We start from the raw sequence: 20583 nt of genomic DNA on the forward strand, positions 1-20583 counted from the left end.
CGAGCTTAGTTGGGTGCGTGCTGGCGTTCCCGGTTATCGCCGACGGGAGGAGTGCGCAGCGCCCGCACTGCCTCACGACCGCCGTAGAACACGGCGCTAGCCGCGAACATCGCCGCTACCAGCAGCAGCCAGCGCATCGCGTACGGTTCCTGCGTCAGCCCCGTGGCTGCCTCGTACGTCTGACTTCCCTGGCGGAAGATGCCCGGGGCGAACAGGAGCAGGCTCAGGCCGGCACCGAGGGCAGGAATGCGAACCGCGTTGACGAATCGGCCGAGTCGAGCGACCAGCGCGCGATCGAGTAGGGCGTACAGGGGGAACAGGATCGCGTCGTGCACGACGGCGGCACCGACGAACCACAGGCCGATGGACTGCCACCACACATCGTTGTTCCACAGCGCAGGAAAGCCGATCGTGAGAACGGCGAGACCGGCCAGGGCCAGGCAGCCTGCCGTGATCGCCAGGTGTAGCGGCCCTGCTCCGTACCGGGCCCGAAACGCATTCATGACGGCTCCCCGAAGAATTCGACGGATTCGATCCATTTGGTTGCGTGCACCCCGGGGATCGCCGGCATCATGATGCGAGCGGGATAGCCGTGATCGAGGGAGAGATCGGCCCCGTTCACGCGAAGTGCGAGAAGCGAATCGGGATGTGTCATCTGGTGTCCCCCGAACGTGACGCGGTTGAACGAGCCGGAGGGTTCGAGTGAACGAACCTCACCGGTGTCGACGGCGTCGATGCCGGCAAGGGCTGCGAGGTCGCGCAGCCGAACACCGGTCCAGGTCTGGACTGTCGACCAGCCCTCGACGCACGAGATCGGTAGATCGACGGTGTGCAGGTCCATCTGCTCGAGTTGGGCCCTGTCGAGCACGACCTCGGCGTTTCCGGCGCGAACGGTCAGCCGCCACGAATCCCCTGTCCGCGCCTCGTCGATGCCTGCGGCCTCGGCTGTGCGGTTGATCTGAAAATCGTTCGGCCCGTCGCCGTAGGATCGCCCGCGGGGGAGCAGGATCGCTGCCCCGCGAAGGATTCCGCCTGTCGTTTGTCCGACGCTGAGAACCGCGACGAACAGTGCGCTGCCGCCGACGAGGGCGAGCGCTCCGCGTCGGCTGATCGTCGCGGGAGCTGGATCGGTTGCGGCCAAACCGGATTCGTCGTCCTCGTCGGGCACCGTGTCGTCCACCTTGATGCGCATCAGTTCCAGGAACGGTCTGGTTCGGAGCGCAGTGACCATGGTCGGAAATTTCAGCACCACGTGGGCGAGGAACCCGGCGATGAACACCCATGCGCCCCAGTAGTGCGCGGTGTAGAAGCTGAACCCGAAGAGATAGTCGTACTGAATGTTCAGCACGCCGGTGATGATCTCGAAGAGGATTCCGCCGACCAAGGCCAGCAACGATATCCGTTCGAGTAGGTGGGCGACGCTCCGAATCGGTGGCATCTCGATCAACTTGGGGATCACCGACCACAGCTTGGCCAGAACGATCGGCACCATGATCAATCCGAGACCCACGTGTAGGCCCTGGGTCAGCCGGTAGAACCAGACCGGTTCGGTCGGCCAGTCGAACGACGGAATTCGTAGCCAACCGACGTCGCCCGGCATCGCCTGGCCGAACTGGGGACCGTAGGCCACCCACGAGAGGAATCCGGTCACGGTCACGATCGGCAGCGCGACGAGCAGAACGGATGCCAGTACGGAGGTGAACCAGACGCCGCGAATCGGGCTACGAAAGGTGGGAAGTCGTTGCATTCTGGTTCCCGTCTCAATTTTGTACCTTGTAGTACAAACTGTCAGGTCGAGGCTAGCGCACTTCGGAGCCGACCGCCAGGGTTCGCGGAGATGTCAACTGGTGGTGCGGCGTCGGTGCACGGCAGCGACGGCGGCGTCGAGCGCGTCGCGCAGCGGTTGTACGTCACCGGCGAGCCGCGCGATCAGCATGCCGCCCTGCAACGACGCGATCAGAGTGGCGGCAGTCGCGGCAGGATCGGTCGCCACGTCGAGTTCTCCGCGGTCGATCATGCGGGCAAGTCCCTGCTCGAGCGGTTGCTCCCAGCGCCGGAAGGCGGCGTGAAGACTGGGGACGAACGCCGCATCGTTCTTCAGTTCGGCGGCCAGCGATCCGAGAGGGCACGAGAACGGGCCACCGGGTTGCTCGTGATTGCGGACGATCTCGGCAGCCCACACGTCGATATCGTCGAGACTGTCGATGCGAGAGAGCATCGGTTGGGCGGCGAGGACGCGTTCGAGTTGACGCTCGATGACGGCCTCGACCAGATCCGACTTATCGGAAAAATAGTGGTAGAGCTGCGATTTCCCGGTCTCGGATGCGGCAAGGACATCGTCGAGAGTGGTCCCCGCGACGCCGCGCTCGTACATCATCGACGCCGCGGCGTCGACGATCGCAGCTCTGGTTCGTCTGCCCTTGGCCGTTCTCGGTAGCTCCTTGCTCACGGGATGTCGGCTCCTCGGTCGCAACTGTGAACCGCGAGTTCCATGAACACGCGACCGTTGCACTCGATGGTTCGCCGGACCTGCAGTCCGGCGCTCGATGCCAGTGAGTACAGCGCGCGGACTCCGACACTGGCCCAGGTGAACCAATCTCCCACCGAGTCTTCGGTTTCCCATCGAACCAGCGCTCTCCGATCGTCGACCTCGAAGGAGGATTCGACGATGGCCGTCCCTGCGTCGTGCAGCAGCGCCCGAACCGTGGCCAGCAGCGCGGCAGGATCGCCGCCGATGCCGATATTGCCGTCCGCGAGGAGGACGTGTGACCACCGACCTGCTGCTGGCAGCGCGGAGAATATGTTCTGCTCCACGGCGAATCCACCGCGATGGTTGGTCATCTCCACAGCCACCGACGAGGTGTCGACGCCGAGGGCCGGTACGCCTGCTCTGGTGAGAGCCTCGGTCAAACGCCCTGGCCCACAACCGAGATCGAGGGTCGGGCCGGTGCAGAAGGCAATCGAGGCCTCGTCCGCTCTGAGGTCCTCGGCGGTCGAGAAAGTGCCGCCCATCCAGCGCGCGATCGGCAGGGGAGTGCGACGGCCGTCGGAATCGGTGATCCAGGAGGGCAGCCCCGCTCGGCCGCGGCGGTACACGTCGTCTGCAATCACCCGATCGAATGTACCAGGGAGTACAGGACGTGGCTCATCATCAATTTTCGAGCCGGGACCGTCAAGATTGCGTCAACACCCCTGTTCGACGCCACCGCCCGGCGCAAGACTGCTTCTCATGACACTTCTCGACATGCTTCCGTCTCTCGGTGCGGCATATGTTCCGCGGTGCGATCCAGCGCTCTGGCCCGCCGATACTCGCTGTGTGTGCGGGCGCATCACAGTCGACGGCCTCGCGCTGGAGGACCTGGCCGATGCGCAGGGCACTCCGGTGCGTTGGGGCCCGATCCTGGTGACGCGGGTGCGTTCGGTGATCGCCGGCGAGGTGGGCGTCGACGCCGAGTTCGGGGATCTACTGCAGGCAGTGGTGGTCAACCGGCATTCGGTGGGTGCGGTGATCAAGGTCGATGTGCACGGCCCGGGGCGCGGCTGCGTCGTTCCTGTGGAGTTGCCCGCAGACCTCCGAGCGGGTGATGTGCTGGCGTTGATCTGCAGCGGATAGCTCAGGTGCCCAGCGTGCGGTAGCGGCCGAATCGGTTCCGAACCCGGGTGGCGGCGTCGACGGTGGACAGCTCGCGTAGTTCGCGGGCAATGGCATCGGCGACTCGTACGGAGAATGCAGCCGGTTCGTCGGCGGCATCGGGGAGTTCGGGGACGATGGCGTCGACGATGTGCTCGCGCAGCAGATCGACCGAACGGATGCCCTGAGCCTCGGCCATATCCGATGCATGAGCGGTGTCGCGGTGCACGATGGCACTGGCACCCTCGGGTGGGAGCGGTGCAAGCCAGGCATTCTGGGCACACAGCACGCGGTCGGCGGGCAGCAGCGCGAGTGCTCCGCCGCCGGTGCCCTGGCCGAGGAGGACCGACACCGTCGGGGTGTTCACGGTGACCAGATCGGAGATCGAACGCGCGATCTCGGGCGCCAGGCCGCCCTCTTCGGCTTCCTTGGACAGTGCCGCCCCGAAGGTGTCGATCACCAGGACCAGCGGGATGCGCAGTTCCTCGGCCAAGCGCATGCCGCGTCGAGCCTCGCGCAGCGCCGCCGGTCCCATGGTTGCGGTGGCAGTACTGCTACTTCGATCGTTGCCGAACAGCACTACCGACACGCCCCGGATACGGCACAGCGACAACAGAATCGAGGTATCGGCCTCGCCCTGTCCGGTACCGCTCAGTGGAACTTGTTCGCCTGCAGCATGTTCGATGAGCTCTCTGATGCCGGGCCGGTCCGGACGGCGAGACGCCTGCACCGAATGCCAGGCGGACTGCTCGGGAATCACCGAGGGCCCCTCGTCGACGGAATCGGGCCACACGGTGGCGTCGACGATCACCCGAAGGGCCCGGATCAACAGGTGTCGTAGTTGGTCGACCGGCACCACACCGTCGATCACGCCGTGCTGGTACAGGTTCTCGGCGGTCTGCACTCCCTCGGGAAAGGGCTTGTCGTACAACGCCTGATAGACGCGGGGCCCGAGAAATCCGATCAGGGCTCCTGGTTCGGCGACGGTGAGGTGGGCCAACGACCCCCAGGACGCGAAGACCCCGCCCGTGGTCGGATTACGGAGGTACACCAGGTAAGGCAGGTGCGCCGCTTTGTGCGCGGTGACGGCGGCAGCGATCTTGACCATCTGCACGAAAGCCAGCGTTCCCTCTTGCATACGCGTGCCGCCGGAGGTGGGGGAGGCGATCAGCGGCAGCCTCTCGGCGGTGGCCCGTTCGATTGCGCGGGTGATGCGCTCGGCCGCCGCGACGCCGATCGAGCCGGCGAGGAAGGCGAACTCGCAGGCGATGATCACCACGCGTCGGCCCTCGACGGTGCCTTCGCCTGTCAGTACCGATTCGTCGACGCCGCTCTTCTCCCGAGCCTTGGCCAGGTCACGCCGATAGGAGTCGTCGGGATCGACGTCGACGGGCTCGGAGTCCCAGGACACGAACGATCCGCCGTCGAGAACGGAATCGAGAATCTCGGCGGCGGATGTTCGTGGGCTCATATCGGGGAGCCTACGCAGCGAACCCTAGCGAGAAAACGCTTCCTTCCACGAGACGGTCTTGCCGATTCGCAGGATGGATCGTTGGTAGATCTTGGCCGCGCCCATGGCCAGGATCGCCGTGGTGATGATCATCAGCACCGCCGAGCCGACGATCTGCATCGGCGAGGTCACGCCTGCCGCGATGCGCAGCGGCATCATGATCGCGGAGAACGGTGGTATCCAGCTCAATGTGTTCGCCAGGGTGCTCTCTGGATCGCTGACGGAGTAGAAGGCCGCGAAGAACATGGCCATGATCAGGATCAGCAGCGGCATGGTGGTCGAGTTGACGTCCTCCTGCCGCGAGACCATGGACCCGCCCGCTGCATAGAGCACTGCGAAGAAGGCGAAGCCCAGGATGAACCAGGCCAGCGTCGCGGCGAAGACGCTCACCGCTGCACCGGTGACGGTGAGCACTCCGGTGCCCAATCCTGCACCGACTCCGGCGATGCCGTACAGGGCAAGCTGCAGGATGCCGACTGCGCCGATGCCGAGAATCTTTCCCCACAGCAATTGCAGGGGGCGCACGGTGGACAGAAGCAACTCGACGACGCGCGAGGATTTTTCTTCGACGACGCCCATCGCGACGTACATGCCGAAACCGATGATCTGGGCATACAGCAGGAACACTGCCGACAGAGCCAACGCAGTTCGCTGACCGGACTCGGGGTCAGGGGGATCGATCGCGTCGACGGTGACCGTCGCGGATCTCGTTGCTGCTGCCAGCTCGCTGCGATCCACACCCTGTTGCGCCAGTGCGGTATTCGTGGCCTGTGTGGCGACGCTACCCTCGACGACGGCGCGCAAGGTGCCCGTCAGGTCGGACTCGGTGACGGCTGTGTAGGCACCGGCGGATCCGTCCGGGATCAACGCCACATCGAGATCCCCGGATTCGACGCCGCTGCGGGCGGCCGCCGCGTCGGCGATCTCACGGACCTCCACCGGAGACCCGACGGCGTCGCCGGTTGCCTCCAACACCGCCGCGATGGACTGGTCTCCGGCTACGCCGATCACCTCGCGTTCCTCGTCGCCGCTGCCGGAGAAGATCGAGTACGCGATGATTCCGCCGACGATGACGGCGAGAACGATGACATTGCTGATGACTAAGCTCTTCTTCATCACCTGAACGGTGAACTCGCGCTTGGCTATCAGTGAGACCGCGCTGAAGGAATTCAGTTGGGAGCTCATGCCACTACCGCCTCTCGGAACAACTCGCTCAGGGAAGGTTTCTGGACCGAGAACTCGTGGACCGGCCCGGTGGCGAGTGCGGCCCGTAGGATCTCTTGGTCATCGGCGCCGGGGGCGAGGCCGAGCACGGTGACGCCGTCGCTGTGCTCGAGGGTGTTGACTCCGGCGATGCCCGACGCCCATCCGGGTGCGGCGCCGGGTGCGTGCACGTGTAGTTGCGAATCCCCTGATCCGCGAAGCTCGTCGACGGTCCCGATGGCCTTCATCGAGCCTGCGGCGATGATGCCGACGCGATCGCACAGTCGTTGCACCAGATCGAGTTGGTGGCTCGAGAACACCACCGGCACTCCGGAGGCGGCCTTTTCGCGCAGTACTTCGCTCATCACGTCGACGGCGATGGGGTCGAGGCCGGAGAACGGCTCGTCCAACACGAGAACCGCGGGGTCGTGCACCAGGGCGGCCGCCAACTGCACGCGCTGCTGATTCCCCAGGCTCAGCGCGTCGACCGTGTCGTTCACTCGCTCGTCGATGCCGAGACGTTCGGTCCAGCGAATCACTGCTGCCTTGGCGTCCTTGGACGACAGGCCGTGCAACTCGGCCATGTACGCCAACTGCGGGCCGACCTTCATCTTCGGGTACAGGCCGCGCTCCTCGGGCATGTACCCGATGGTGCGGCGAACATCGAGGTCGACGGTCTTGCCGCCCAACAGAACCTGGCCCGAATCTGCCGACAGAACTCCGAGCGCGATACGCATCGTGGTGGTTTTACCTGCGCCGTTGCTGCCGACGAAGCCGAACAGCTCGCCGGGCCGGACGTCGAAACTCAGGTTGTCCAAGGCGATCTTGTCGCCGTATCTCTTCGAGACGGAATCGATCGTGAGGGTGCTCATGGTGCCCTTTCGGTCGCTACTTCGGGTCGAAATCTTCGGTGTCTTCGAGTTCGGGGTCCGGGGTGATCCACGCGAGAATGACGGCCGGGGTGCATCCGCCCGCCAGTAGCGCAACGAGCGTCCACAGACCTCCGGCATACGGCAGGTGCTCGTTGTCGTACGACGCGGACAGCCCGATCAGGACCAGAACTGCCACCGTCACCAGGAATTGAGTGACGGACAGGCCGATCGATCGTGCTTCGTTGCGCTGCTGCACTTCCCATTCGTCGAGTGCGCCCACCGGTGCGTCGCTGTGACGACGTGACACGGTCTGCAGGATCGTCCACGTGACGAGAAAGATCACGGTGGCCGGGACCCAGATGATCGGTGCCCACGGGGAGAACAGAGACCACACGGCGATCACCAACAGGGTGAGCAGGGAAGCCATCACCGAGACGGCGAGAATGCGGCGTCGGTGCTGCGTGCGCCAATTCGGAAGCCAGTGGCGGGTTTTCGCGTCGTTCTCCAGGAATCGACGCGTGCGATAGGCCTGATAGCGGGTGAGGATGTCTGCAGTGTCGGGCGTGGTCATCGATCCTTCTCCCTTCGGAAGAGTTCGGCCGAGAGTGGTCCGAGTTCGGTGCGTGAGAACACTGCTTCGATCGGTAGGTCGAAGACGTCGCAGATGCGCATCGCGAGATCGAGGCTCGGGTAGTGGTCACCTCGTTCGAGGGCGCCCACTGTCTGGGGGTTGACTTCGACGAGTTCGGCGAGTTGCGCGCGGCTCATCTTCCGTTCTGCCCGCAGAACACCCACCCTGTTGAAGATCGGGAGCGCGGTACCGCGCTTGACGGGGCTCATGACAATGAAGTGTTGTATAAACCCAACGATATGTCAACCATCGGCAATGGATCTGGTGATCCGTCTACGTGTCCGAACTCGTCCGGACCGAGGCGACGACGGCGCGCATGGTGGTCAGGAACTCGTCGATCGTCGCCCGCTGCTCGGGAGTGAAACGCTCGAGTTCGCGGACTGCTCGCCCGATGACGGGGCCGAAGAAGCTGGTACCGAGCTCCGATGCGTGCGCGGTGACGGCGAGCAGCACGCGCCTGCGATCGGATGGATCGGGTTCACGGACCACCAGATTTCGCTTGCTCATTCGATCCACGAGCGCTGTGACGGAGGCGGATTCGAGCCCGAGCTGGGTTCCCAGCCAGCCGGGTGTCGCGGGTGTGCCGGATCGATCGGCGTCGAGGAGGCAGATCAGTGCGCGGATGTCCGTCGGGTGGAGGTGGTGGCTCTGGGCGAATTGCGCGCCGAGAAGGTCGAGGTCGACGGTCAGCGCGCGTAGCTGGTGCACGGCGGCGGCGGGTTCGCTCATGTGCTGATCCCTCGGTAGGTGCTGGACGTGATCTCTCTCCATTGTCTATTATCTCGATCATCGAGAGAAATGAGGGCGAGCGTGACGCAGCTCGACGAGTTCTACGCCGCCTACGACAGGGTGCTGCAGAAGTGGCCCGTCGAGGTGGAGTCCATCGACATGAGCACCGCCCACGGAACGACCCGAGTCAACGCCTGCGGCTCAGCCGATCATCCGGCGCTGGTTCTGCTGCCGGGCGCCGGTGCCACGTCCACGGTCTGGTTCGCCAATGTCGCCGCTCTCGCCCGGCACTATCGGGTGTACGCCCTGGACCTGATGGGCGACGTGGGGCGAAGCGTGCCCGGCGAAACCTCCATCGGCTCGGTGGACGAGTTGCTGGACTGGCTCTCTACCGTTCTGGATGGTCTCGACCTGCCGACAGCAGCGATGTGCGGCCACTCCTACGGCGCGATGATCGCATTGGCATATTCACTGCGCAACGGCAGTCGCGTCGAGGCACTCACCCTGCTCGATCCCAACGGCTGCTTCGGCCCGATGAGTCCGCGGTACCTGCTCCACGCGATACCGATCCTGCTCTCTCCCAACGACACGAGGCAGCGGCGCTTCGTAGAATGGGAGACCGGCGGCCGCGAACTGGATTCGGATTGGCTCGACGTCCTGGCGCTCGGTGCGGCTCATTTCCCGAAATCGAAGACCATCGTCCCCAAGCGCCCGAAGCCCGCCGAATTCGAGAACTTCGGGGTCGACACCACCGTGTTGCTGGCAGGAAGAGGGAAAGTACACAACGCTGCCCGTATCGAGTCGGCAGTCCGGGCGGTCCTGGCCCGAGCGAGGACGGTGGTGCTCGAGAACGCCACGCATCACACGTTGCCGATGCTTCCCGCCGCCGAGGTGAACGAAATTCTGCTGAGCTGATGTGAATCGGGTGCAGCTGACCGCGCTCACCGCGGTCAGCTGCACCCGATTTCGATCACCGCGACTACTGTTCCGACAACTGTCCGTCCGCCATCGTCCAGTGCCTCGTGCTGCGGACCGTCTCGAGCATTCTGCGGTCGTGGGTGACCAGCAGAAGCGTTCCCTCGAAGTTCTCCATCGCCCGTTCGAGTTGCTCGATGGCAGGCAGGTCCAGGTGGTTGGTCGGCTCGTCGAGCACCAGCAGATTCACGCCTCGGGCCTGCAGCAAGGCCAGCGCCGCGCGGGTTCGCTCACCGGGAGAGAGCGACGCCGCGGGCCGCAGCGCGTCGTCGCCGCGCAGGCCGAACTTCGCCAGCAGGGTGCGCACTTCGGCGTCGGGCCAGTCGGGGACTGCCGCGCTCAGCGCATCGGATACCGTGCCGTCCCCGAGGAAATATGCCCGCGCCTGATCGATTTCACCGATGGCCACACCGGATCCCAGCGAGGCGCTGCCCTCGTCCGGGATCGACCTGCCCAGCAGTACCGAGAGCAAGGTCGTCTTACCGGAACCGTTCGGCCCGGTGACGAGAATCCGATCACCCCAGTCGATCTGCGTGGTCACCGGGCCGAACGTGAATCCCGATCGGCGCACGACCGCACCGCCCAGTACCGCGACGACGGCTCCGCTGCGAGGAGCGGCGGCGATCTCCATCCGCAGCTCCCACTCCTTGCGCGGCTCCTCCACCACTTCGAGGCGCTCGATGCGCCGTTGTGTCTGACGGGCTTTCGCAGCCTGCTTCTCGGTGGACTCGGCGCGGGTCTTACGGGCGATCTTGTCGTTGTCGGTGGCCTTGCGGCGCGCGTTGCGCACCCCCGATTCCATCCAGTTCCGCTGCATCTGCGCCCGAGACTCCAACGCGGACTTGGTGTCTGCAAACTCCTCGTACTTCTCCCGCGCATGCTGGCGGGCGATCTCCCGTTCCGCCAGATACGACTGGTAGCTGCCGTCGTACACATCGATGCGGCGCTGCGCGCGATCGAGCTCGACGACGCCCGTCACCGTCCGCGCGAGAAACTCGCGATCATGGCTGACCACGACCACCGCCGCTCGGGTCGCAACGACGAACTGCTCGAGTTGCTCGAGGCCCGCCAGATCGAGATCGTTGGTCGGTTCGTCGAGCAGCAGAATGTCGTAGCGCGCGAGCAGGATCGCGGCGAGCCCCGCCCGTGCGGCCTGCCCACCGGACAGCGCGGTCATCGGTGCAGATCCGTCGACATCCAGACCGAGATCGGCCAGCACTTTCGCCGTCCGCTCCGCCAGATCCGCACCGCCGAGCGCCAGCCACTTCTCCAGCGCCGGGGTGTAGAGGTCTTCGTCACTCGAACCGAGGGCCTCGGCAGCCGCGTTCATCACTGCCTCAGCCGCCGTAACTCCGGTCCGACGACCGAGAAAGTCCAGCACCGTCTCCCCGTCGATCCGCTCGGGCTCCTGGGCCAGATATCCCACCGTCGCATCCGGCGGACTGGTGTGGATCTCACCCTCGTGCTCGGCGGTGCCGACCCCGGCGAGCAGCGTCAACAGAGTCGACTTGCCGGCACCGTTCGCGCCGACCAGTCCGATCACGTCGCCCTCGGTCACCGTCAGGTCGAGACCGGAGAACAGGGTGCGGTCGCCGTGAAACGCGGCGAGTTCATCGATGCGGAGCGTTGCGGTCACACCGAAACACTAAGGCCAGGGAACAACAGCACCCCACCCACCGTTGGCATTCATATGACGTATTCAGCCGAGACCAGTACTGTTCCGACGATCGTGCTCAACGACGGCACCTCCATTCCGCAGCTCGGATTCGGTGTGTGGCAGGTTCCCGACGACGGTGCGCACGACGCCGTGGCCGAGGCTCTGAAGGTCGGATACCGCAGTATCGACACCGCCAAGGTGTACGAGAACGAGACCGGCACCGGCAAAGCGATCGCAGAATCCGGCATCGCCCGCGACGAGCTGTTCATCACCACCAAATTGTGGAACGACGATCAGGGGTACGACTCCACTCTGCAGGCATTCGACGCGAGCATGGACCGGCTCGGGCTCGAGTACCTCGACCTCTACCTGATCCACTGGCAGCAGCTCGATCGCGACAAGTACATCGACACCTTCAAGGCATTCCAGAAGTTGAAGGCCGACGGTCGGATCGGGTCCATCGGCGTCTCCAATTTCACCATCCCCACCCTCGAGAAGCTGATCGACGCCGTCGGCGAGGTGCCCTCGATCAACCAGGTCGAGCTGCATCCACGGCTGATCCAGGAGGAGTTGCGGGCGTTCCACACCTCGAAGGGCATCGCCACCGAGGCATGGAGCCCGCTGGGATCCGGCACCATCCTCGACGAGCCGCTGTTCGCGAAGATCGGTGACGCGCACGGTGTCACCCCGGCCCAGGTGATTCTGCGCTGGCACATCCAGCTCGGCAACGTGGTGATCCCCAAGTCGGTGACCCCGGCGCGCATCGCAAGCAACTTCGACGTGTTCGGCTTCGAGCTGAGCAACGACGAGATTCAGCAGATCAACGCCCTCGATTCCGCGGACGGCCGCACCGGCCCCGACCCGGACAAGTTCAGCAGCTGACAGTGGGGGGCCTAGGGTAGTACCCATGTCCGAACCGCTCGAAGGCAAGACCGTTGCCATCACCGCCGAGCGGCGAGCAGACGAATTGGCCACCATGCTCGAACGCCGCGGCGCGAACATCGTTCACGCCGCGGCGATTCAGGTTCTGCCGCTGATCGACGACTCGGAGCTCGAGTCCGCCACCGAGAGCATCATCGAGCATCCGCCGAAGATCGTGGTGATCAGTACCGGCATCGGTTTTCGCGGCTGGCTCGACGCCGCCGAAGAATGGGGAATCCGCGACAATTTCGTTGCTGCGCTGAGACGTTCGAGGATCATCGCGCGAGGACCGAAGGCGCGCGGGGCCATTCGCGGAGCCGGTTTGCGTGACGAGTGGTCACCGGCAACCGAGGCCTCGCAGGAGGTAGCGGATCACCTTGCCGCCGAGGGTGTCTCGAGCGTCGACATCGCAGTTCAGCTGCACGGTGTCATCACCGAATGGGAACCGACGATTCACCTGGGCGACGCGCTGACCGAACTGGGCGCACACGTGCGTCCGGTACCGGTGTACCGATGGATCCGTCCCGTCGATCAGACCCCGCTGATCGGTCTGTTGACGCAGATCATCGAGCGTCGCGTCGACGCGGTGACGTTCACCAGCGCCCCGGCCGTGGCTTCCCTGCTCTCGACCGCGAAGGACAACGGCCTGCTCGACGCTTTCCTCGACGCGCTGGCAGGCCCCGTCGCCGCGATCTGCGTCGGGCCGGTGACTTCGGCACCGTTGGACGCGTTGGGCGTGCCGACCTCGATGCCGAGCCGGGCGCGACTGGGCGCGCTGGCGAAGTTCGTGACCGAGCAGCTCGGCTAAGCCAAGGTCTCTAGCAGTTCGGTGACCGCGGCCCTGCCGGCTCGGTTGGCCCCGATGGTGCTCGCGGACGGTCCGTAACCGAGCAGGTGGACGCGATGGTTCGCGGCCACGCGGGTGGCGAGCCTGCCGTCCATGACTATTCCTCCGCCGTGCCCGCGCAGGCGCAGCGGAGCGAGGTGGTCGAGCGCGCTGCGAAAGCCGGTGGCCCACAGGATCACGTCGGCATGCTGACTCGAACCGTCCTCCCACACCACCGAATCTGCGGCGATCCTCGCGAACATCGGCCTGCGCTCGAGAGCGCCGCGCTCACGTGCGGCGGCCAGCGCGGGTGTCAGCAGCAGCCCGGTCACCGAGACCACCGAGCCCGGTGGCAGGCCCGCCCGCACCCGCTCCTCGACCATCGCGACAGCCCTGCGTCCGGCATCGTGATCGAACGCGCCCTCGCGGAACACCGGCGGTCGACGGGTCACCCAGGTGGTCGTCGTGACTCGGGAGATCTCGTCGAGCAATTGAACGGCAGAAATTCCGCCGCCCACCACCACGACGTGCTTGCCGGCGAACTCCTCGGCCGTCGTGAAGTCCTTGGTGTGCAGTTGCCTGCCGGTGAACGTCTCGGCCCCGTCGTAATGCGGAACGAACGGCTTCTCCCACGTTCCGGTCGCGTTGATCAAGCCCTCGGCCATCACGACGGTCTCGCCGGCCTCCACCCGGAAACGACGCTCGCGATCGCACACGACGGTCACCGTGACGGGGCGTCGGACCTGCAGTTCGAAGCGCTCTTCGTACTCGCGGTAGTAGCGGGGGACGGCGTCGGCGGCCGGAACGGCCTGAGCCTGCTGATCTCCGAGTGTCTCGGCGAAGGCCATACCCGGCAGGTCGTGCACGCCGTTGACCGTGCTCAGCGTCAACGACGGCCAGCGAAACTGCCACGCGCCGCCAGGTCCGGGTGAGCGGTCCAGCATCGAAAAGCCTGCACCTGCGGTCAGGCCGGCCCGGTGCAGGTGGTAGCCGGCGGAGAGCCCGGCCTGTCCCGCGCCGATCACGGCCACTCGAGTCTCGATCACGGATACCAGTAGATCAGCCTCGCTAGGTAAAAACCCGTACTGGTCGGTAACCTCTGGTGTCGTGATCGGACTCTCTCGTGACGGCGATGTCGTCACCCTGGAATTGCAGCGCCCGGATCGACGCAATGCGCTCAACAGCGAGTTGTGCGTTGCAGTGCGCCACGGCGTCGAACAAGCCGAGCGGGACGGGGCGCGGGTTCTCGTCATCACCGGGCAGGGAACCAGCTTCTGCGCGGGCGCGGATCTGACCGGGGACGCGTTCCCGGAGTCGTTCGGGGAGATCCTCGAGGAGATGCTCGCTGCGATCGAGTCCGTCTCGATCCCGGTGATCGCGGCGATCAACGGCCCGGCGGTGGGGGCAGGTACCCAGTTGGCCATCGCCTGCGATCTGCGGGTGGCCGCGCCGAGCAGTTTCTTCGAGATTCCCTCGACGCGTCTCGGTATCGCCGTGAGCAACTGGACCATCCGGCGGTTGGCGGCGCTGGCCGGGGGAGGTGTCGCGCGTACGGTCCTGATCGGCGGCGAGCGGGTGCATGCAGATCAGGCGTACACGTGCGGACTGGCCAACAAGCTCGGCGATGTCTCCGACGCGACCGAGTGGGCCCAGTCGATCACCGAGCTCGCTCCGCTGGCGTTGCGTCACCTCAAGCTCGTGTTCAACGACGATGGATCTCACGATGATCCGACGCCGCAGCAGGCCGCTGCCTTCGCGGCCGCGTGGACCAGCACGGACATGAGGGAAGCGCGAGCCGCGCGATCCGAGAAGCGCAAGCCGAAGTTCGTGGGCAGATGATCAACGGGACGCCCGACGCGGGCGATACCGCATGGCTGTTGGCCAGTACCGCGCTGGTGCTGCTGATGACGCCGGGGCTGGCGTTCTTCTACGGCGGCATGGTGCGCTCGAAGAGCGTGCTGAACATGATGATGATGAGCTTGTCGGCCATCGCGGTGGTGTGGCTGTTGTGGTTGGTGTTCGGATTTTCGATGGTGTTCGGCGACAACGTGATCGGTGGTTGGATCGGAAACCCGCTGCAGTACGCCGGTCTCGAGGGTCTGCTGGGTGGGGTGTACACCTCGGCTGGGGGAGCGGTATCGATTCCGTTGGTGGGAACAGTTCCGGCGCTGGTGTTCGCGGCATTCCAGGCGGGGTTCGCCATGGTGACGGTTGCCCTGATCTCCGGAGCCGTCGCAGACCGGATGAGGTTCGTTCCCTGGGTGGTGTTCGCAGCGCTGTGGTCCACGCTGGTGTATTTCCCGGTGGCGCATTGGGTGTTCTCGCTCGACGGGCTCACCAGTGAGTTCGGCGGTTGGATCGCCAACAGGCTCGGCGCGATCGACTTCGCAGGCGGTACCGCGGTGGAGATCAACGCCGGGGTTGCCGGGTTGGTACTTGCGCTGGTGGTCGGTAAGCGTCGGGGTTGGCCACGAGATCCCATGCGCCCGCACAACCTTCCGGCCGTCATGCTCGGTGCCGGTTTGCTGTGGTTCGGCTGGTTCGGTTTCAACGCCGGTTCTTCCCTTGCGGCCGACGGCGTGGCCGCGGTGGCCTTGGTGAACACGATGGGTGCCGGAGCGATGTCGATGGCGGCGTGGCTCGTCGTCGAAAAGCTACGGGACGGTCGTGCGACGTCGTTCGGTGCAGCCTCGGGTGTGGTGGCCGGATTGGTGGCCATCACGCCCTCGTGTGCAGCCGTGACCCCCATCGGTGCAGCCGCGATCGGCATCGTCGCCGGTGCGCTCTGTGCCCTGGCCATCGGTCTCAAATACCGCTTCGGTTACGACGATTCACTCGACGTCGTGGGTGTGCACCTCGTCGGCGGCGTCGTCGGCACGCTGATGATCGGGCTCGTCGCCAGCGCTCGGATGCCGGCCGGCGTCGACGGGCTGTTCTACGGCGGCGGCGTGCATCAGTTGTGGGTTCAGGCAGTGGCGGTAGTGGCGGTGTTCGCCTACTGCGCCGTGGTCACCGCCGCGATCGCGTTCGCGATCAAGGCGCTCATGGGAGTGCGCGCCGATGCGCAACACGAGGCGGACGGACTCGACGAACACGAGCACGCCGAGTCCGCGTACGACTTCGGCGTGAGCCACGGCGGCAGCAACAAGCCAGGGCTTTTCGGTAAGTAGGGACAAGGCGTACGCGCCCTTTACGAACCGATCGGTCGCTGAGAGTTGTTCTGTCCCTTTCGTGTTGATGCGAAAGATCGTTGTTCGGTTTCTCCCCGTTCGTTCATCTTCGGTTCGCCTCGCTCGCCTGTTGTGCCCATACCTTTTCGCTGCTCGGCATCGAGCGATGGACACGACGAAAGACTGAGGAACATGAAGCTGACTCGATTCGCGGCAACGTCCGCATTGGTCATTGCAGCGATGACGACCGCCATGGGCACCGCCTATGCCGATCCGGCACCGGCCATCGGCGCTCCGGTCGGTTGGAACGTCACCCAGGCGGGCAACCAGGTCCTGGTCGACACGGCCGCAGGATCACTGAGCAACGAGAACAACCACCTCGTCGTCCGCGACGCCAACGGCGTCATGGTCGATTCCGTACCGCTCGCCATTGCCGCAGACGGATTCTCGCACCCCGTCGCCGCCGTGATCGACGGAAACCACGCGACCCTGACCGCCGATGTCTCGCCTGCCGCGGCAACCCCGGTCTCCGCCACTGTTCCCGGACTTCAGCAGGTAGACCTGCCCGCTGCAGTGTCGGGCGTCAAGGACAACCTCAGCCTCTCCGCCACGGTAGGTGGATTCCTCGGTGCCGCAACTGGTCTGGTGACCGGATGCTTCCTCGGTGCCATCGCTGCCGGAACTGTCTCCGCGCCTGCGCTGCTGCTCTTCGGTGCCGCACCGGTTGCCGGATGCGTCGGCGGCGCACTGCTTCTCGGCTCGGGTGCATCACTTGCCGGTAGCACCATCGGTGGCCTCGGTGCTATCGCAGCCAACGCCGGACAGTTCATTCAGTTGCTCAACGCTCCTCCCGCCGTCAAGAAGTAGTTCTCTCGACCGCGCTGTGGCCCGCACCGAACACCGGTGCGGGCCACAGCTGTCTACCGGGCCAGGGCGAGGTCTCGCACGTGCGCCGCCCGGGCCGCCGCCGCCAGTTCGACGACGGCCTCCGCCACCTCGGTGGCGCGTTCGAGGATCACCATGTGTCCGGCCTGCGCCACGCGGACCAACCGGGCCTCGGGTAAGTGGGCGGCGATGGTTTCCGAATGCCGCATCGGCGTCATCAGGTCATCCGAGCCACACAGCACAAGTGCAGGAATCGAGGCCAGCACGGCCAAGCCGGCAATCTCGTCGAGGCCGCGAAACGCCTCGAGGAACGCGGCCATCGTCACGATGGAGGTGTCGCCGAGCATGGCCGTCGCCAACGTGATCACCCGAGGGCTGACCCTGCGAGATCCGTACCCCGCCGTTCTGACGATCGGTGCGCACACGCCGCGACTGAGCTTCTTGGCACCGGACATCAGTCGAGGGGCGCGTCGAACGGCGGCTCGAAACGCAGACACCGCCGGGTGCGCCAGGCAGTGTCCGAGCCCGTCGTCGGTGATTCCGCCTGCCGATGTGGCGATCAGACCGACGCCGATCAAGCGCGAGCCGATGGCATCGGGATTGTGGCGGGCATAGGACAGCGCCGTCATGCCACCCATCGAGTGTCCGATCACGACGAACGGTCCCGAGGGGACGACGGCGCGGATCACGTCGGCCAGGTCCTCGCCGAGCCGGTCGATGGTGTAGCTCTCGGGGGAGGCCGCGCTCGATTCCCCGTGCCCACGGTGGTCGTACATGACGATCCGAACGTCCTCGCCCCAGGTCTGCTCCAACTGCTGCCGCAGATCGGTCCACGACTGCATGCGCAGACAGTGCCCGTGCACGAACACCACGGTCAGAGGGGCATTCGGGTGCCCGAACTCGCGCACCGCCAGCGTGGTGCCATCGCAGGCGGCGACAGAACTGCGGCGTCCGACCTGATGACTCTGCTCGCTGGGGTACATGGCGCTCCGTAGGTGGCGGTGTCACATGTTGTTGCCCGATACGTCGCTGCGCCGACACGCCGTGTTACGTGGATCACATACGCCTGGATTGTGGTAACGGCAAGACCAAGCCGAACCGGAGACGGCACCGAATGACCCATGAGCGTTCAGGCGAGGGCGCGCGTTGCCAATGAAGGAGATCGGCCATGAGCAAGTGCGTGGACAGGCTCGAAGAGGTCGTGCCGCAGGCCGTCGCGGGAGACCGAGCCGCACTGGAACAAGTGCTCGTGCTGATTCAGCCACCGGTACGCCGCTACTGCGCGGCCCGGATCGGCAACCTCGACGTCGTCGCAGACGATGTGGTGCAGGACGTCTGCCTCGCTTTGGTGACCGCAATTCCGAAGTACCGCGACATGGGTAAGCCCTTCATGGCGTTCGTGTACGGAATCGCGGCGCACAAGTTGGCCGATGCAGGCCGTAGATCAACTCTGCGGCAAACGTTTTCGATCGACGACATGCCCGAGGAGCGGTCCTCGGATGCCGGCCCGGAGCAGCTCGCACTCGGAGACGAGCTGCGCACTCATACACAAGCGTTGCTGGACACCTTGCCGCCGAAGTACAGCAAGATCCTGCTGATGCGGGTGGTGTGGGGCATGACGGCACCGCAAACAGGTCGGGCGCTGGGAATGACCGCCGGTGCGGTGCGGGTGGCGCAGCATCGCGCCCTGAACATGCTTCGTGCCGAATTGGTGAACTTCTCGCTGTTGGACACCCGCGTCACCGCCTGAGGTTCTCCAGCAGCGGGCGTGTCGTATACAGGGAAAACAAGGTGCGGTCGGCTCCCGAGACGAATGTCCGAAACGCCCGATAGAGTAACCGCAGCTACATATACGTAAGACACGTAGGCAACGTTGCGGTTCTACGTTACTGATCCATGACCGCCGTACAGCCAGCGCCGACAGACACCGCGCTCAAAGAGACGCTCGAGGACTACACGCTGCGTTTCGCGCCGCGTAGCTACCGTAAATGGGGAACCGGTGTTGTCGCGACGTCCGCGCTCGGCGGCATCGCGTACCTCGCGGACTTCGCCATCGGTGCCAATATCGGAATCTCCTACGGAACCGGCAACGCACTGTGGGGCATCCTGGTGTTCGCCGTCGTGATCTTCCTGACCGGGCTCCCGCTCGCATACTATGCCGCGCGCTACAACATCGACCTCGACTTGATCACGCGCGGAAGCGGATTCGGCTACTACGGATCGGTGGTCACCAACGTCATCTTCGCGACGTTCACGTTCATCTTCTTCGCGCTCGAAGGTTCGATCATGGCGCAGGGGCTCGAACTGGGTCTGAGCATTCCGCTGCCCATCGGGTACGCGGTCTCGACCCTCATGGTGATCCCGTTGGTCATCTACGGCATGAAAGCTCTTGCCAAGCTCCAGGTCTGGACGACGCCCCTGTGGTTGGTGCTGATGGTGCTGCCGTTCGTCTATCTCGTGGTCAGCAATCCGGATTCGGTCGGGGCCTTCTTCGCATTCGGCGGCCAGGACGGCGCCGACGGCACAGGCGTCAACGTCGGTTCGGCGTTGCTCGCAGCAGGTGTGTGTCTTTCGCTCATCGCGCAGATCGCCGAGCAGATCGACTACCTACGGTTCATGCCGCCCAAAACACCCGAGAACTCCCGGCGCTGGTGGACGGCAGTGCTTCTCGCAGGCCCTGGCTGGGTCATCTTCGGTGCACTCAAGCAGGTCGTCGGCCTGTTCCTCGCGGTGTACCTGATCGCCAACGTCGTCGACGGCTCCACCATCGCCAACGAGCCGGTGCACCAGTTCCTGGAGATCTACGAGAACTTCATGCCCGGCTGGCTGGCGATGACGCTCGCGGTGATCCTGGTGGTCATCAGTCAGATCAAGATCAACGTCACCAATGCCTACTCCGGATCGCTGGCATGGACCAACTCCTATACCCGCATCACCAAGACCTACCCGGGGCGCATGGTGTTCGTGCTGTTCAACCTCGCGATCGCACTGATCTTGATGGAAGCCGACATGTTCAGTTTCCTGAACGACATTCTCGGCTTCTACGCCAACTGCGGGATCGCCTGGATCGCGGTGGTGGCCTCGGACATCGTGTTCAACAAGTACATCCTGAAGCTCTCACCCAAGGTGCCCGAGTTCCGCCGCGGCATGCTCTACAACATCAACCCGGTCGGGTTCGGTGCCATGGCGACCTCTGCCATCGTGTCGATCCTGGTGTTCTTCGGAGCCTTCGGATCGACCATCAAACCGTACTCGCCGATCGTGGCTCTGCTTCTCGCACTGGTACTTCCGCCCATTCTGGCGATCGCAACCAAGGGAAAGTACTACCTGCGGCGCACCGACGACGGCATCGATATTCCGATGTTCGACGAGTACGGCAACCCCACCGACGCCACCCTGCTGTGCCACGTCAGTGGAATGGAATTCGAACGACCCGACATGATCGCCTCGAACGTGCCGGGGCCCAACGGAGAGAAGCAGTACATCAGTTCGCTGTCGCTGAGTACCGACAAGACGGGGGAGCACATCCTCCCGCCGCAGTGACCCGTCGTGCGCCTTTTGCGTACCTATATG

22 protein-coding genes are annotated in these 20583 nt (G+C 64.9%); 9 read left to right on the forward strand and 13 right to left on the reverse strand.

The window, feature by feature from the left end; translation table 11 throughout:
* Positions 1 to 5 precede the first annotated feature (5 nt).
* The 4 genes from ACOQFP_RS02070 to ACOQFP_RS02085 all read right to left on the reverse strand — a co-directional run bounded on the left by ACOQFP_RS02070 (position 6) and on the right by ACOQFP_RS02085 (position 3111).
* A complete protein-coding gene (locus tag ACOQFP_RS02070; RefSeq protein ID WP_341244063.1) occupies positions 6 to 503 on the reverse strand; it encodes a hypothetical protein in 498 nt (165 codons plus the stop codon).
* Positions 500 to 1747 (reverse strand): molybdopterin-dependent oxidoreductase, encoded by a 1248-nt coding sequence (locus ACOQFP_RS02075; protein ID WP_341244062.1) that lies wholly within the window; start codon positions 1745 to 1747, stop codon positions 500 to 502. Before ACOQFP_RS02075 ends, ACOQFP_RS02070 begins: the two co-directional genes overlap by 4 nt.
* Before the next feature lie 93 nt (positions 1748 to 1840).
* Positions 1841 to 2449: a TetR/AcrR family transcriptional regulator gene (locus ACOQFP_RS02080; protein ID WP_421583288.1), complete on the reverse strand. Its 609-nt coding sequence runs from the start codon at positions 2447 to 2449 to the stop codon at positions 1841 to 1843.
* Entirely contained in the window at positions 2446 to 3111 is a 666-nt protein-coding gene (locus ACOQFP_RS02085; RefSeq protein ID WP_421583289.1) for a methyltransferase domain-containing protein, read from the reverse strand. The genes ACOQFP_RS02080 and ACOQFP_RS02085 overlap by 4 nt, the downstream gene beginning before the upstream one ends.
* Before the next feature lie 118 nt (positions 3112 to 3229).
* Here ACOQFP_RS02085 and ACOQFP_RS02090 point away from each other — a divergent pair, with 118 nt between their 5' ends.
* The gene (locus tag ACOQFP_RS02090) at positions 3230 to 3613 is read left to right on the forward strand and encodes a hypothetical protein (protein WP_341244061.1); all 384 of its coding nucleotides are present in this window, start codon (positions 3230 to 3232) and stop codon (positions 3611 to 3613) included.
* Position 3614: 1 nt separating this feature from the next.
* Here ACOQFP_RS02090 and ACOQFP_RS02095 read toward each other — a convergent pair whose 3' ends face one another.
* The 6 genes from ACOQFP_RS02095 to ACOQFP_RS02120 form a co-directional block, all read right to left on the reverse strand.
* Positions 3615 to 5102: a carboxyl transferase domain-containing protein gene (locus tag ACOQFP_RS02095; protein WP_421583290.1), complete on the reverse strand. Its 1488-nt coding sequence runs from the start codon at positions 5100 to 5102 to the stop codon at positions 3615 to 3617.
* Between the two features lie 24 nt (positions 5103 to 5126).
* A complete protein-coding gene (locus tag ACOQFP_RS02100) occupies positions 5127 to 6326 on the reverse strand; it encodes an ABC transporter permease (protein ID WP_421583291.1) in 1200 nt (399 codons plus the stop codon).
* A complete protein-coding gene (locus tag ACOQFP_RS02105) occupies positions 6323 to 7216 on the reverse strand; it encodes an ABC transporter ATP-binding protein (protein WP_421583292.1) in 894 nt (297 codons plus the stop codon). The genes ACOQFP_RS02100 and ACOQFP_RS02105 overlap by 4 nt, the downstream gene beginning before the upstream one ends.
* Positions 7217 to 7232: 16 nt before the next feature.
* A complete protein-coding gene (locus ACOQFP_RS02110) occupies positions 7233 to 7787 on the reverse strand; it encodes a hypothetical protein (RefSeq protein ID WP_206488101.1) in 555 nt (184 codons plus the stop codon).
* Positions 7784 to 8056, reverse strand: a complete 273-nt coding sequence (locus tag ACOQFP_RS02115) for a helix-turn-helix transcriptional regulator (RefSeq protein WP_032372936.1) — start codon at positions 8054 to 8056, stop codon at positions 7784 to 7786. Before ACOQFP_RS02115 ends, ACOQFP_RS02110 begins: the two co-directional genes overlap by 4 nt.
* Before the next feature lie 64 nt (positions 8057 to 8120).
* Positions 8121 to 8576: a MarR family winged helix-turn-helix transcriptional regulator gene (locus tag ACOQFP_RS02120; RefSeq protein ID WP_206488103.1), complete on the reverse strand. Its 456-nt coding sequence runs from the start codon at positions 8574 to 8576 to the stop codon at positions 8121 to 8123.
* A gap of 81 nt (positions 8577 to 8657) precedes the next feature.
* On the opposite strand from ACOQFP_RS02120, the gene ACOQFP_RS02125 reads away from it, so the two are divergent.
* On the forward strand, positions 8658 to 9491 hold the full coding sequence (locus ACOQFP_RS02125; protein WP_421583293.1) for an alpha/beta fold hydrolase: 834 nt from the start codon (positions 8658 to 8660) through the stop codon (positions 9489 to 9491).
* 64 nt (positions 9492 to 9555) lie between these two features.
* Here ACOQFP_RS02125 and ACOQFP_RS02130 read toward each other — a convergent pair whose 3' ends face one another.
* A complete protein-coding gene (locus tag ACOQFP_RS02130) occupies positions 9556 to 11187 on the reverse strand; it encodes an ABC-F family ATP-binding cassette domain-containing protein (protein ID WP_421583294.1) in 1632 nt (543 codons plus the stop codon).
* Between the two features lie 54 nt (positions 11188 to 11241).
* Between ACOQFP_RS02130 and ACOQFP_RS02135 the strand changes: the two genes are divergently transcribed.
* Positions 11242 to 12090, forward strand: a complete 849-nt coding sequence (locus tag ACOQFP_RS02135; protein WP_206488109.1) for an aldo/keto reductase — start codon at positions 11242 to 11244, stop codon at positions 12088 to 12090.
* A 25-nt stretch (positions 12091 to 12115) separates the two neighbouring features.
* A complete protein-coding gene (locus tag ACOQFP_RS02140; RefSeq protein WP_421583295.1) occupies positions 12116 to 12937 on the forward strand; it encodes a uroporphyrinogen-III synthase in 822 nt (273 codons plus the stop codon).
* On the opposite strand, the gene ACOQFP_RS02145 is transcribed toward ACOQFP_RS02140, so the two are convergent.
* Entirely contained in the window at positions 12934 to 14001 is a 1068-nt protein-coding gene (locus ACOQFP_RS02145) for an NAD(P)-binding domain-containing protein (protein WP_421583296.1), read from the reverse strand. The two genes, ACOQFP_RS02140 and ACOQFP_RS02145, sit on opposite strands and share 4 nt — an antisense overlap.
* 61 nt (positions 14002 to 14062) lie before the next feature.
* Here ACOQFP_RS02145 and ACOQFP_RS02150 point away from each other — a divergent pair, with 61 nt between their 5' ends.
* The 3 genes from ACOQFP_RS02150 (at position 14063) to ACOQFP_RS02160 (ending at position 16992) form a co-directional block, all read left to right on the forward strand.
* On the forward strand, positions 14063 to 14794 hold the full coding sequence (locus ACOQFP_RS02150; protein ID WP_206488114.1) for an enoyl-CoA hydratase: 732 nt from the start codon (positions 14063 to 14065) through the stop codon (positions 14792 to 14794).
* A complete protein-coding gene (locus ACOQFP_RS02155) occupies positions 14791 to 16125 on the forward strand; it encodes an ammonium transporter (protein WP_421583297.1) in 1335 nt (444 codons plus the stop codon). Before ACOQFP_RS02150 ends, ACOQFP_RS02155 begins: the two co-directional genes overlap by 4 nt.
* 192 nt (positions 16126 to 16317) lie before the next feature.
* On the forward strand, positions 16318 to 16992 hold the full coding sequence (locus ACOQFP_RS02160) for a hypothetical protein (protein ID WP_341245135.1): 675 nt from the start codon (positions 16318 to 16320) through the stop codon (positions 16990 to 16992).
* Between the two features lie 53 nt (positions 16993 to 17045).
* Here the strand turns inward: ACOQFP_RS02160 and ACOQFP_RS02165 are convergent, their stop codons facing one another.
* Positions 17046 to 17993, reverse strand: a complete 948-nt coding sequence (locus ACOQFP_RS02165; RefSeq protein ID WP_421583298.1) for an alpha/beta fold hydrolase — start codon at positions 17991 to 17993, stop codon at positions 17046 to 17048.
* Between the two features lie 185 nt (positions 17994 to 18178).
* On the opposite strand from ACOQFP_RS02165, the gene shbA reads away from it, so the two are divergent.
* Positions 18179 to 18760: an RNA polymerase sigma factor ShbA gene (gene shbA, locus ACOQFP_RS02170; RefSeq protein WP_206488121.1), complete on the forward strand. Its 582-nt coding sequence runs from the start codon at positions 18179 to 18181 to the stop codon at positions 18758 to 18760.
* A gap of 146 nt (positions 18761 to 18906) precedes the next feature.
* Positions 18907 to 20553 carry a purine-cytosine permease family protein gene (locus ACOQFP_RS02175; RefSeq protein ID WP_421583299.1) on the forward strand — a complete coding sequence of 549 codons (1647 nt, stop codon included), beginning with the start codon at positions 18907 to 18909 and terminating at the stop codon, positions 20551 to 20553.
* Positions 20554 to 20583: the final 30 nt, after the last annotated feature.

Source organism: Rhodococcus sp. MALMAid1271, assembly GCF_049195265.1.
Taxonomy (GTDB): Bacteria; Actinomycetota; Actinomycetes; order Mycobacteriales; family Mycobacteriaceae; genus Rhodococcoides.

Coding starts and splice junctions, on each gene's coding strand:
- ACOQFP_RS02100 (WP_421583291.1), bottom strand. CDS start 6,326: ATGAGCTCCCAACTGAATTCCTTCAGCGCGGTCTCACTGATAGCCAAG.
- ACOQFP_RS02090 (WP_341244061.1), top strand. CDS start 3,230: ATGACACTTCTCGACATGCTTCCGTCTCTCGGTGCGGCATATGTTCCG.
- ACOQFP_RS02115 (WP_032372936.1), bottom strand. CDS start 8,056: ATGAGCCCCGTCAAGCGCGGTACCGCGCTCCCGATCTTCAACAGGGTG.
- ACOQFP_RS02160 (WP_341245135.1), top strand. CDS start 16,318: ATGAAGCTGACTCGATTCGCGGCAACGTCCGCATTGGTCATTGCAGCG.
- ACOQFP_RS02095 (WP_421583290.1), bottom strand. CDS start 5,102: ATGAGCCCACGAACATCCGCCGCCGAGATTCTCGATTCCGTTCTCGAC.
- ACOQFP_RS02070 (WP_341244063.1), bottom strand. CDS start 503: ATGAATGCGTTTCGGGCCCGGTACGGAGCAGGGCCGCTACACCTGGCG.
- ACOQFP_RS02110 (WP_206488101.1), bottom strand. CDS start 7,787: ATGACCACGCCCGACACTGCAGACATCCTCACCCGCTATCAGGCCTAT.
- shbA (WP_206488121.1), top strand. CDS start 18,179: ATGAGCAAGTGCGTGGACAGGCTCGAAGAGGTCGTGCCGCAGGCCGTC.
- ACOQFP_RS02105 (WP_421583292.1), bottom strand. CDS start 7,216: ATGAGCACCCTCACGATCGATTCCGTCTCGAAGAGATACGGCGACAAG.
- ACOQFP_RS02175 (WP_421583299.1), top strand. CDS start 18,907: ATGACCGCCGTACAGCCAGCGCCGACAGACACCGCGCTCAAAGAGACG.
- ACOQFP_RS02165 (WP_421583298.1), bottom strand. CDS start 17,993: ATGTACCCCAGCGAGCAGAGTCATCAGGTCGGACGCCGCAGTTCTGTC.
- ACOQFP_RS02155 (WP_421583297.1), top strand. CDS start 14,791: ATGATCAACGGGACGCCCGACGCGGGCGATACCGCATGGCTGTTGGCC.
- ACOQFP_RS02075 (WP_341244062.1), bottom strand. CDS start 1,747: ATGCAACGACTTCCCACCTTTCGTAGCCCGATTCGCGGCGTCTGGTTC.
- ACOQFP_RS02140 (WP_421583295.1), top strand. CDS start 12,116: ATGTCCGAACCGCTCGAAGGCAAGACCGTTGCCATCACCGCCGAGCGG.
- ACOQFP_RS02120 (WP_206488103.1), bottom strand. CDS start 8,576: ATGAGCGAACCCGCCGCCGCCGTGCACCAGCTACGCGCGCTGACCGTC.
- ACOQFP_RS02135 (WP_206488109.1), top strand. CDS start 11,242: ATGACGTATTCAGCCGAGACCAGTACTGTTCCGACGATCGTGCTCAAC.